The sequence below is a fragment of the Mucilaginibacter sp. genome, assembly GCF_028288105.1.
Lineage (GTDB): Bacteria > Bacteroidota > Bacteroidia > Sphingobacteriales > Sphingobacteriaceae > Mucilaginibacter.
The window spans coordinates 1-10,815 of the sequence record NZ_JAQBOI010000011.1 but is presented as its reverse complement, the minus strand read 5'-3'; the positions used below and the strand labels follow the sequence as shown (position 1 = coordinate 10,815).

Sequence of the window (10,815 nt, the reverse complement as noted above, 5' to 3'; positions counted from 1 at the left end):
TTAAACTTAAATTTATTTTATTAACTCCCACGCTGGCTTTAACAACTAACTCAATATAAAACGTTCAAAATATCACGCCAATGTTAAGCTAAAATCACTATTTCGCGCAATTACTTGCATGTGTTTTAAAATTTGATTAAATAACCGTACCTTTGCGCAAAATTTAGAGGCGCATTTCAATGCAAAAAATAAGAAATATAGCGATCATCGCTCACGTTGACCACGGCAAGACTACCCTGGTGGATAAAATATTACATGCTTGTTCTATCTTCCGGGACAATGAATCAACCGGTGAACTGATACTGGATAACAATGACCTGGAGCGCGAACGTGGCATCACCATCGTTTCAAAAAACGTTTCGGTAATGTATAAAGATGTTAAGATCAACATTATTGATACCCCTGGTCACGCCGATTTTGGCGGTGAGGTAGAGCGTGTATTGAAAATGGCTGACGGCGTTTTATTACTTTGTGACGCGTTTGAAGGCGCTATGCCTCAAACCCGCTTTGTAACCCAAAAAGCTTTGGCTTTAGGCTTAAAGCCAATTGTGGTTGTAAACAAGGTAGATAAAGAAAACTGCCGCCCAGAAGAAGTTTACGAACAAATTTTTGAATTATTCTTTAACCTTGAAGCTACTGAAGACCAACTGGATTTCCCGGTTATCTACGGTTCATCAAAACAGGGTTGGATGAGCACCGACTGGAAACAGCCTACAGAGGATATTTTCCCGTTGATGGATGCTATTTTAGCTAACATCCCGCCGGCACCTATAGAAGAAGGTACTTTACAAATGCAGATCACATCGTTAGATTACTCTTCGTTTGTAGGCCGTATTGCTATTGGCCGTGTGGCACGTGGTACCATTAAAGAAAACATGCCGGTATCGTTAGTAAAACGCGATGGCACTATTCAAAAATCAAGAATAAAAGAACTATATACTTTTGAAGGTTTAGGTAAAGTTAAAGCTACATCTGTTAGCTCGGGCGATATTTGTGCTGTAGTAGGTATTGAAGGTTTTGACATTGGCGATACCATCGCTGATTTTGACAAACCAGAGCAATTGGAAGTTATCCATATTGACGAGCCTACCATGAACATGCTTTTCACCATTAACACTTCACCGTTTTTTGGTAAAGAAGGCAAGTTTGTAACATCACGCCACTTACGTGACCGTTTGTACAAAGAGATGGAGAAAAACCTGGCGCTTAAGGTTGTTGAAACCGAATCACCAGATTCATACTTAGTGTACGGCCGTGGTATCCTCCATTTATCAGTATTGATCGAGACCATGCGTCGCGAAGGATACGAATTACAGGTAGGCCAACCACAGGTTATTGTTAAAGAAATTGATGGTGTTAAATGCGAGCCGGTTGAAACTTTAATAGTTGATGTACCGGGCGAAGTTGCAGGTAAAGTTATTGAGCTGGTAACACAGCGCAAAGGCGACCTGTTGGTAATGGAGCCTAAAGGCGATTTACAACACCTTGAGTTTGATATCCCTGCACGTGGTATCATTGGTTTACGTAACAACGTATTAACTGCAACAGGTGGCGAGGCTATTATGGCACACCGCTTTAAAGCATACGAACCATGGAAAGGTGTTATCCCGGGTCGTTTAAATGGTGTATTGGTATCTATGGATACTGGTAAAACCACTGCTTTCGCAATAGATAAGTTACAGGATCGTGGTCGTTTCCACATTGATCCGGGAACTGATGTTTACGAAGGACAGGTTTTAGGCGAGCACATCCGCGATAACGATTTGGTTATTAACTTAACTAAAGGTAAGCAGTTAACAAACATGCGTGCATCTGGTAGCGATACCAACGTGCGTATCGCGCCTGCTATTAAATTCTCGTTAGAAGAATCAATGGAGTACATACAAGCCGACGAATACATTGAGGTTACACCACAAAGTATCCGTATGCGTAAAATATTCCTTAACGAGAACGAAAGAAGGATTAACGCTAAGAAATTTACTTCACAGTAATCATTAGCTATCTAATATTAAAAGAGTCCCCGGTTTAATTACAGGGGACTCTTTTTGTAAGATATTACCAGGTCAATAATTACTATATTTAACCAGTAACCTAAATCAATGAAAAGAATTTTACTACTCTTAGTTTGTTGCGTAATGCTATCCGCCATATCATGCGTAAAAAACGCCGAGGTTGAGCCGGACTCAATAACACTCAATTATACCGATCTGGAACTGCAGGTGGGCAGCGGTAAACAACTATTGGCAAGGAGATATGATGCTTCGCAGATCATCTGGACGTCGTCTGATAGTACCGTTGCGTCAATAAATGATAAAGGTATTATTGTAGCCTTAAAAGAAGGCCAAACCACCATGACAGCCAAAAGTAAACAGTACAATATAACCGCTATCTGCCTGGTTAAAGTTATGCCAATGGTAATAGAAGGAAAAGATATTGGTATAGGCGCAGATGGTTCAGTGTTTATTATAGGTACAGATAGTACATCGGCAAGCAGTGGTTACAGTATTTCAAAATTGGTAGATAACACACTCAACAAATTGCCCGATTGTGGTGCCGTGCGTGTAGCTGTTTCGCCAACCGGCGTGCCATGGGTAGTCACTAAGGCTCACAAAATATTGAGATATAATGGTACCGGCTGGGATGAAATGCCCGGTAAGGGAACCGATATTGCCATAGGTGCCAACGGTGCTGTGTTTGCTATCGGCAACATTGAAACTTCGCCAACGGGCGGTAATAATATTATGAGGTGGACAGGCACAGCCTGGGAAGATATGCTGGATTGCGCCGCTATCCGTATAGCTGTTTCGCCGCAGGGCACCCCATGGGTGGTGAATAAATCGGGCCTTATTTATGTATTTGGCGGTAACTATCTTTGGTCGGCATTTAATAATATATTGGCATCAGACATTGGTATTGGTGCCGATGGCAGCGTATTTATAACCGGCAAAAATGATGGCTCCGGTAACCCTGATATTTATAAATGGGATGGCGCCTTTAACTGGAATAACTTACATATTACCGGCGGTACAAATATATCTGTAACACCCGATGGTAAAGCTTGGTGGCTGGATAAGGATAATGTGCTGCACAATCAATAATCGCATAGCCTGATATTAAATGTTTAGAAAGCCCTGATAATTATCAGGGCTTTCTCTTTTTTGATACATTTGCAAAACAACTATGCGCATACCCAGCATCCCCGGATTTGATCAGCAGGCTTTAGAAAAGTATTTTAAAAATACGGGGATGACCTTTGTAGGCAAGGTGGGTAGCCTGCTTATTAAACTGATAGTAAATATTGCTGTAGCCCGATATTTAAGTAAGGATAAGTTAGGAATCATTACCGGAGGCATTACCTATATTTACTTATTTTCGGCTATTGCAACACTGGGGCTCGATCAGTTTATAGTTAAAGAACTGCACCAGTTCCCTAAAAATCGCGACCGCATATTAGGTACATCTTTTTGGATGAAGGTCTTTGCAGGCATAGCGTGTATCCCATTGATATGGCTGTGTTTCCAGATCTATCCGGCAAAGGGCACGCCCTATACTTATGTATTGATATTTTCGGTAATAGGTATTGTTCAGGCCTTTAACGTTATCGATTCTTATTTCCAGTCGGAGGTACAATCTAAATACATCATGCAGGTGCAGGTTACGGGCAACCTATTATCTGCGGCAATAAAGCTGGTATTAATTTACCTTGAAATGCCGCTTATTGCTTTTGTGTATGCCTATGCTTTAGATTTTTTCCTATTGGCAACAGGGTATTATTTTACTTATCAGCGTAAAGGCCGTAATATATTTAACTGGGTATATAGTAGCGAACTTGCAAAAAAATTGCTGCAATATTCCTGGCCGTTGATCATATCTGGTATAATGGTTTCGTTATACATGAAGATAGACCAGCTAATGATTCAAAACATATCTGGCACAGAAGAAGCTGGTGCATATGCAACAGTGGCATCATTAAGCGAGGCATGGAATTTTATACCTACGGTTATTGTAACCACGCTTTTCCCCGCCATATTAAATGCCCGGCGGGATGATTTGGAACGATACAAAAAGCGGATCCAAAACCTGTACGGCCTTATGGTTTACCTGAGCTTGCCCGCTGCTATTATTATAACCTTTACATCTCATTTAATATATAAAGTTTACACACCCGAATATGCTTACGCAGCACCGACGTTATCGGTACATATATGGTCGGGTGTGTTTGTGTTTTTGGGTGCCGCTAACAGCCAGTATTTAATAGCCGAGGGCTATGTAAAGCTCACCTTCTGGCGCACGGGTTTTGGCGCTATAGTAAATATAGTGCTTAACCTTATACTTATCCCCAAGATGGGGATGATGGGGGCTGCAATTGCCACCTTAATTGCCTATGCCGGATCGGCCTTTTTTGTATTGCTAATACCAAAAGTAAGCAGGCAGGGCGTTATGATGTTAAAGGCATTATTTTTAATTTCACTGTTTCAAAAAATCATAAAGCGTTGAGCACATTTACATCACTAATAAAAGTATTAACCAACCCATCGCATTTGCGTGCGTTGCTGTCGTTTAATAAAAAGGGTTACCTGGAAGATATAGGCTGGTTCAAAGCATTTGATAGCAGGTCGCCTGTAGACCAAAATGGCAGCCCAATACCATGGGTTACTTACTCTTTTATTGATTTTATAAAAACCAGGCTTACTAAAGAACATACCGTGTTTGAGTTTGGATCTGGCAACTCCACCTACTTTTATGCCAAATATGCCGGTGTGGTGGTATCTGTTGAGCATGATAAGCAATGGTTTGATAAGATTGAAAAATCTACCGATAAGCCTGATAACTCTGAACTGATATATTGCGAACTGCAGCGCGATGGCGATTACTGCCGTATGCCGGTTAAACTGGATGAAAAATTTGATATCATTATAGTTGATGGCCGCGACAGGGTTAACTGCTGCAAGCAGGCAGTTGAAGCCTTAACCCCCAACGGAGTTGTGGTACTGGATGATTCTGAACGTGAAGTGTATAAAGAAGGGGTAGATTTTTTGCTGAATAAAGGTTTTAAGCATTTGTTACTTAGCGGTATATCGCCTGGGTTATTCTACCGTAAATCAACTTCGGTATTTTATAAACCGGATAATTGCCTGGATATTTAATATAATATGGCACAAGAAATTATAAGCGGCAACGTAAAAAACGCGTACGACGAATTTTATAAGACCCATGACGAGGCCTGGCGTATGCTGGGCGCCAAGTATAAGGCGCAGCATATTATTGATGTTTGCAAAGGGCAATCGTTCAAAAAAGTGCTTGAAGTTGGTGCCGGCGATGGTAGCATACTAAAATTATTGTCTGACCAAAATTTCGCGCCCGAATATCACGCTGTTGAAATATCTGATAGTGGCGTTGTGCACATTAAGTCGCGCGATATCAGGAACCTGGTATCGGTACAGGAGTTTGATGGTTATAAGCTGCCGTTTGAGGATGATAGCTTCGATTTAATTATCCTGTCGCACGTGTTAGAACATGTAGAGCATGAACGCCTGCTGCTGCGCGAAATTAAGCGCGTGAGCAAGAGTTTTGTGATAGAAGTACCCATTGACTATAAGCCCGGCGTTGATAAGCGCATAAAGCATTTCCTGGCTTATGGGCATATCAATGTTTATACCCCAACATCATTAAGGTATCTATTGCAGACAGAAGGCTTCGAGATTAAAAAAGACCTTACTTCAATTATAGAACCCGAGGTTACCCGCTTCAATACTTTTATTAATCAGAAGAGATCAAAAAGCTTTATTGCCGAAATGAGAATTGCGGCAGAATATGCTGTAAAGAATGTACTGGTTAAGTTAAGTGATAAGTTTAACGAGAAGCTGGCCAATGCCTACACGGTACTTTGCACCAAAACGGATAAACAAGCGGATATATTTTAAGCGATAGAAGTAATCACTAAATCACTAATTCAATAAATCACTAATTGCTTACCACTGCACCCATAGCGCTTTTTGTTTACAACCGGCCCGACCATACGAGCCAAACCATTAGCTATTTGCAAAAAAATTTGCTGGCGGCTGAATCTCGTTTGTTCATTTTTTCTGATGGTGCAAAAACAGATGCAGATAAAGCAAGTGTTGACGCGGTCAGGAAGATTGCAGCCGGGGTATCAGGCTTTAAATCGGTTGAAGTTATTGAGCGTGAGCAAAACATGGGCCTGGCCAATTCTATCATTAGCGGGGTTACACAGTTGGTTAACGAGTACGGCAATGTAATTGTATTTGAAGATGACCTGGTATCGTCGCCCTACACACTGCAATATTTTAATGATGCTTTAGCGCGCTATGCCGATGAGGAGCAGGTAATGCATATTGGCGCCTATATGTTTGATCTGCCGGATAAAACCCTGCCCGAAACATTCTTCTTCCGGTCGGCCACCAGCTGGGGCTGGGCAACTTGGGCACGCGCCTGGAAAAACTTTGAACCGGATATTGACAAGCTTATGGCACAATTTGATGCCGAAAAAATAGAACGCTTCTCAATAGATGGTACCATGAATTTCTGGAAGCAGATGCAGGAGTTTAAAGCCCGTAAGAATAACTCATGGGCTATACGCTGGTATGCATCGGTCTTTCTAAAAAATGGGCTTACGCTTAACCCCAGTCATTCGTTGATCCATAATATAGGGCATGACGGTACCGGCGTGCACTCCAATATCGAACATATGTACGGTGTACAGGTAGCGCAACAGCCCATTCAGTATTATCCGGATGTATTAAAAGAGAATGAACAGGCTTATCATGCCATAAAACACTTTTTAAAAAACAGGAAAGGCAGCCTTTTACAGCGTGGACTACGCCTTGCTAAGCAACTAAAGGCAAAATATTTGTCGAAAAAGTAAAAATTATTAACATTTGGCCAAATTATATAAATGTTGTTAGTAAAAATATATCACTTTTATATTGTCTACTAAGTATATAGATATTATATTTGACTAATTATTATATATCCTACCCAACCAATTGTTCTTTATAATATAATGAGGTCAGTAAAAACATAAAAAGAGAAAACCCCAAGTTTTCTCTTTTTTGTTTATAAAACATTGGTGCGTTCTTTGGTGTTATACCTAAAAAGAAACTAAACCATGATAGAAGAGAAAGATACCACCCCAGCCCATAAAGATGGCAAATACGAGTTCGAGATGCATTACTCGGGCCGCGAAGTATCCTGCCGGGTAGAGAAAGAGCAAAACAAGCTTATTGTACATATTGAAGATAACATTGAAGCCGAGCTGACTATCCAGGATGATGGCTGTGTTGTGCAAACCGGCGGTAACGAACTGGCCGATTCTGCCATTGAGTATATCAAGAAACGTATATTAGGCTAACAGAATAAGATTTTTACCACAGAGGCCACAAAGATAATCACAGAGAGCACCGAGTTTAAGCGTTATAAATATCTGTTAATGTTTAATACCGCTAAAATTAACTCCGTGCTCTTTGTGTTTTTCTCTCCGTGTCCTCCGTGGTTTAAAAAACAGATATCTAAATGAATATCACCTATCTCAATCAAACCCTTCGTATCCTGCTGCTTTTTGTATTGGTTTTTGGCATTCTTTATATAGCCTCGGCCGTATTAATACCTCTTACTTTTGGCGTAGTGTTATCCATGCTGCTTTTGCCAATATGCCATTGGTTGCAAAGCAAAGGTATGAGTAATGGCTTTGCCTCCATTTTAAGTGTAGTGGTTTTACTAATTGTAATAGGAGGGCTTGTTACTATGCTGCAATATCAATTAAGCGATCTGGTAAATGATCTTGGAAAGATCGAAGAGCGGGTAAATAGTATAATTGCCGGCTTTAAAGATTATGTAAAACAGCACTTTGGTATATCACATCGCGAGCAGCAAAAGATAATTAAGGAACAGCAAGGTAACAGTATGGGCAAGGCCGCAGGTATGGTTACCACACTTATAGGTTCATTAGCCGGTATTTTGATTGATATGATATTGGTACTGGTTTATACTTTCCTGTTCATTTTTTACAGGGGCCATTTTAAAAAATTTATACTGCGGTTGTTTAAGCCCGATAACCGTAAAGAAACCGAAGCCGTTTTGGATAATGCCGGCAAAGTAACCCAAAACTACTTGGGCGGGCTGGGGCTGATGATAGTAATGCTTTGGATAATGTATGGCATTGGCTTTACAATAGCAGGCGTTAACAATGCCCTGTTCTTCGCGGTGTTGTGTGGTATATTGGAACTGGTGCCTTTTGCCGGTAACATTACCGGGACATCAATAACCGTTTTAATGGCTCTGGCGCAAAGCAGCGATATTACAGTGGTAATAGGTGTGCTAATTACTTATGGTTTAGTACAGCTTATTCAAACCTATGTGTTGGAGCCACTGGTAGTAGGCGACAGACTCAACATTAACCCGCTGTTTACCATACTTATTATTGTAGTAGGCGAAGCCGTTTGGGGTATATCGGGTATGATACTGGCTGTGCCATTGCTGGGGATGTTTAAAATAGTTTGCGACCACTGCGAGCCGCTAAAAGATTATGCCTACCTAATAGGCCCGCCAAAAGAAAAAAAAGGCGAAGAGGGTAATTTTATTACCCGCATGTTTAAAAGCGGTAAATAAGCATTAATCATACACGCCGGCACAGCCTTGATAATAGACGGCTTGGTATTATCAAAAATAAAAGTGAAGAGATAGACTATCTGACAACCTATTTCTTAGCTGCAACAATACCCCTTACGTTTAACGATATTGTACTTGCATGTGGCATTCCCAATGTTTGCCCCGGTATGGTAGTAAGATATAGCTTTAGGTAGCTCTCCATTATGGCCGTGCTCATTTTTATATAATGCTTCTCAAAATCAGGGTCGCCCATAAAATCTATCAGTGGTTTGCCATAATGCATCACGCCTTTGCTATCTACCGTTACCGAAAAAATGTAATCAAACTCCTTGTAAGCTTTGTTGATGGTGATGTTATAATTAGGGTCCAGGTAATCATCATCCGTACTAAAGTTGTTATCAATGTAACTTGGTTTGGTTACCCGTTTTACAACCGTAACCTGCGGGCTTTTGCTTATCAGCTGCACCGGTTGCGATGCTGCAAACGCCTTTTTAATATCGGCGTTGGCTTTATCTACCAGTCCTTTTATATAAATACTGTCTTTGCGGTTTGGGCGTTGCAGGGTGGCAATGTCTGTATGTAATTTGTTCTTAATGTAATCTTCAGAAAACAAACGCATGGTAACGCGCGATGCGTTAATATTCATGGAATCTCCCTTAGCTTCCAGCAGTTCAAGCACCAGGCTATCTTTGCTCATATGCCTCATTTTTAAGAAAGCGTGGGCGGTGTTAAAAACCGAATCGGTGCCCAGGGCAAGCGGAAAATTTAAATACTGCTTTTTAACCGGGCTATATAGTGCTGCCGAATCTTCAGATACAAAACGCAGCTTCCAATCTGGCGATAAATGGAAGCCATACTCGTTATACGATAACCCATTTTTTTGAAGCCGTGATACTTCTAAAAAGGTAATGCCTTCAATGCTTTTAAAAGATATTTTAGATTTTTCCTTTTTCTTGGGGCCGCAACCTATATAAATAAGGCAAATTACTGTAGCTATAACAATTAGGAGGGGTTTCATTCTTCTTTTATTGATGATTGGCATTCGGCTAAAATATATATATTATGCTTTTGTTAATATTTTTATTTAAACATGGATGCGGTTAATTTTTTTTAATTTTAATTCAAAAATTAATTGATTGTATATGAAAGATTTATCCTTAACTACCGAGATTGTTATTTTTTCCGTAATAATTGTTGTTCTAGCCTGCTCCATTTTTTTTATTTTTCGGTTTTTTAAATTACAAAAGTCATCAGACTCCTCATCTTCAGAAGATGTACTAAAAGATATTGAGAATAGTATAATCGGAACATTAAGTACTTATAATGATATGGCCACTCAATTGCATTTAACTTATGTAATATTGGGTTGTATTGCCATCATCTCATCTGTTTTTGTCACAACATTTATTGCCGGTAGCACAGCAACTGTAAGTTATAGAGATTACTTACCCTTTGTTTCATTTGCTTCAACGGCATCTATAACCTTAATTACCGCGTTTAATTTAGGTACAAAAGCAAATAGCTGCCGCACAGCCTGGAGGTATCTCGACTATACTTTCTCACGATACAAAACCGGCGAAATTACTATGGCAGAATTGCTGAAAGCAAAGTTTGAAGCAGAAACGATACTGGGCGGGGTTGATTTTCAATATAACCCCAAATAACATTGACTGATCTATCCTAAAACTTCTTCCAGCACCTCATGCGACCGGATGTTGCCGAAGCCTTCAATATGCATAGCGTAGTATTCCAGCAGTTTGTTTATGAGGTAACGGCGTTCGTCGTTGCTAAGTTTAACGTTGTCAATATTGCCGAAGTTGCTTTGTAAAAGGGTGTAAAAGTTTTTGGTATGGGGGGGCGACAGGTACGATATGCTGTCTGGTTTATAATTGCTGAACACTCCATTTTTCATATCGAAAAAATTGGCTTCGGCCATTGATCCGCCATGCGGATAAAAGCCCAGGTATCGCGTTAGCTGGACTAAAAACAACAAGTGGAAATTTGCCAGTCTGCTGGTTTTATGGTCAAGCAGTTCAATGGCATTAAATATAAAATCGAATATGGTTTCATCAGGCGTTTGCTGCTTTACGGCTTTGTATAGCACCTCGTTCAGGAACATGACAATGCAGCTTTTTATTACATCGTAAGGGATGGTTTGCAGCGTAGGCGAATTCTTAAGTTCGGCTA

At 40.4% G+C, this 10,815-nt stretch carries 11 protein-coding genes; 9 read left to right on the top strand and 2 right to left on the bottom strand.

The features are described from left to right. Positions 1-179 precede the first annotated feature (179 nt). The 8 genes from typA (at position 180) to JWQ85_RS00635 (ending at position 8,628) form a co-directional block, all read left to right on the top strand. Complete coding sequence (typA, locus tag JWQ85_RS00670; RefSeq protein ID WP_299462381.1) at positions 180-1,991, top strand: translational GTPase TypA; 1,812 nt, start codon at positions 180-182, stop codon at positions 1,989-1,991. Between the two features lie 108 nt (positions 1,992-2,099). Then, on the top strand, positions 2,100-3,098 hold the full coding sequence (locus JWQ85_RS00665; protein WP_299462378.1) for a tectonin domain-containing protein: 999 nt from the start codon (positions 2,100-2,102) through the stop codon (positions 3,096-3,098). An 82-nt stretch (positions 3,099-3,180) separates the two neighbouring features. Continuing rightward, the gene (locus JWQ85_RS00660) at positions 3,181-4,497 is read left to right on the top strand and encodes a flippase (RefSeq protein WP_299462375.1); all 1,317 of its coding nucleotides are present in this window, start codon (positions 3,181-3,183) and stop codon (positions 4,495-4,497) included. Beyond that, positions 4,494-5,147 carry an FkbM family methyltransferase gene (locus tag JWQ85_RS00655; protein WP_299462372.1) on the top strand — a complete coding sequence of 218 codons (654 nt, stop codon included), beginning with the start codon at positions 4,494-4,496 and terminating at the stop codon, positions 5,145-5,147. The genes JWQ85_RS00660 and JWQ85_RS00655 overlap by 4 nt, the downstream gene beginning before the upstream one ends. Before the next feature lie 6 nt (positions 5,148-5,153). Then, complete coding sequence (locus tag JWQ85_RS00650; RefSeq protein WP_299462370.1) at positions 5,154-5,924, top strand: class I SAM-dependent methyltransferase; 771 nt, start codon at positions 5,154-5,156, stop codon at positions 5,922-5,924. Between the two features lie 44 nt (positions 5,925-5,968). Then, positions 5,969-6,886 (top strand): glycosyltransferase, encoded by a 918-nt coding sequence (locus JWQ85_RS00645; RefSeq protein WP_299462367.1) that lies wholly within the window; start codon positions 5,969-5,971, stop codon positions 6,884-6,886. Between the two features lie 243 nt (positions 6,887-7,129). Further along, entirely contained in the window at positions 7,130-7,372 is a 243-nt protein-coding gene (locus JWQ85_RS00640) for a hypothetical protein (protein ID WP_299462364.1), read from the top strand. 161 nt (positions 7,373-7,533) lie between these two features. Continuing rightward, positions 7,534-8,628 (top strand): AI-2E family transporter, encoded by a 1,095-nt coding sequence (locus tag JWQ85_RS00635; RefSeq protein ID WP_299462361.1) that lies wholly within the window; start codon positions 7,534-7,536, stop codon positions 8,626-8,628. 88 nt (positions 8,629-8,716) lie between these two features. On the opposite strand, the gene JWQ85_RS00630 is transcribed toward JWQ85_RS00635, so the two are convergent. Then, positions 8,717-9,646: a hypothetical protein gene (locus JWQ85_RS00630; protein ID WP_299462358.1), complete on the bottom strand. Its 930-nt coding sequence runs from the start codon at positions 9,644-9,646 to the stop codon at positions 8,717-8,719. A gap of 124 nt (positions 9,647-9,770) precedes the next feature. Here JWQ85_RS00630 and JWQ85_RS00625 point away from each other — a divergent pair, with 124 nt between their 5' ends. After that, positions 9,771-10,292, top strand: a complete 522-nt coding sequence (locus JWQ85_RS00625) for a hypothetical protein (RefSeq protein ID WP_299462355.1) — start codon at positions 9,771-9,773, stop codon at positions 10,290-10,292. 11 nt (positions 10,293-10,303) lie between these two features. On the opposite strand, the gene JWQ85_RS00620 is transcribed toward JWQ85_RS00625, so the two are convergent. Next, a partial coding sequence (locus JWQ85_RS00620; RefSeq protein WP_299462352.1) for a DNA repair protein RecO occupies positions 10,304-10,815 on the bottom strand: 512 nt, incomplete at its 5' end.

Coding starts and splice junctions, on each gene's coding strand:
- JWQ85_RS00635 (WP_299462361.1), top strand. CDS start 7,534: ATGAATATCACCTATCTCAATCAAACCCTTCGTATCCTGCTGCTTTTT.
- JWQ85_RS00660 (WP_299462375.1), top strand. CDS start 3,181: ATGCGCATACCCAGCATCCCCGGATTTGATCAGCAGGCTTTAGAAAAG.
- JWQ85_RS00640 (WP_299462364.1), top strand. CDS start 7,130: ATGATAGAAGAGAAAGATACCACCCCAGCCCATAAAGATGGCAAATAC.
- JWQ85_RS00665 (WP_299462378.1), top strand. CDS start 2,100: ATGAAAAGAATTTTACTACTCTTAGTTTGTTGCGTAATGCTATCCGCC.
- JWQ85_RS00625 (WP_299462355.1), top strand. CDS start 9,771: ATGAAAGATTTATCCTTAACTACCGAGATTGTTATTTTTTCCGTAATA.
- typA (WP_299462381.1), top strand. CDS start 180: ATGCAAAAAATAAGAAATATAGCGATCATCGCTCACGTTGACCACGGC.
- JWQ85_RS00650 (WP_299462370.1), top strand. CDS start 5,154: ATGGCACAAGAAATTATAAGCGGCAACGTAAAAAACGCGTACGACGAA.
- JWQ85_RS00630 (WP_299462358.1), bottom strand. CDS start 9,646: ATGAAACCCCTCCTAATTGTTATAGCTACAGTAATTTGCCTTATTTAT.